General features: G+C 64.7%; 1 protein-coding gene. It reads right to left on the bottom strand.

All coding sequences use genetic code 11. The features are described 5' to 3' along the window. Window positions 1-237, bottom strand: a 237-nt coding sequence (locus WDW90_RS38665; RefSeq protein ID WP_336492941.1) for a helix-turn-helix domain-containing protein, incomplete at its 3' end; no start/stop codon positions are given. Between the last annotated feature and the right edge of the window lie 75 nt (window positions 238-312).

Raw genomic sequence — 312 nt, 5'->3', positions numbered from 1 at the left:
CGGATCGAACTCGGCAAACGCCTTCAGCCGCTCCACGTCGGGGATGGTCAGGCGGTGCTTGCTCCAGACGATCAGATCGCTCCCCCGTAACGCCTGCAGCACGCGGTTGATGTGGACCTGCGAAATGCCCATCGCGTCCGCCAGATCCGTCTGCGAGAGCGCCAGCTCGAAGCTGTTCGCGTCAGCAAGACCCACCACCTGCAGGCAGACCAAAAGCTCGCAGAAGTGGTGGGCCAAGCGCCTGTCCGCTGGTCGGCTGTCGTTCACCAGCCATTCCCGCGCCCGGCTCAGTTCCATCAGGGTGAGCCAGCG

The organism is Methylobacterium nigriterrae, assembly GCF_037106235.1.
Taxonomy (GTDB): Bacteria; Pseudomonadota; Alphaproteobacteria; order Rhizobiales; family Beijerinckiaceae; genus Methylobacterium; species Methylobacterium nigriterrae.
This window is presented reverse-complemented; position numbering and strand designations above follow the sequence as displayed.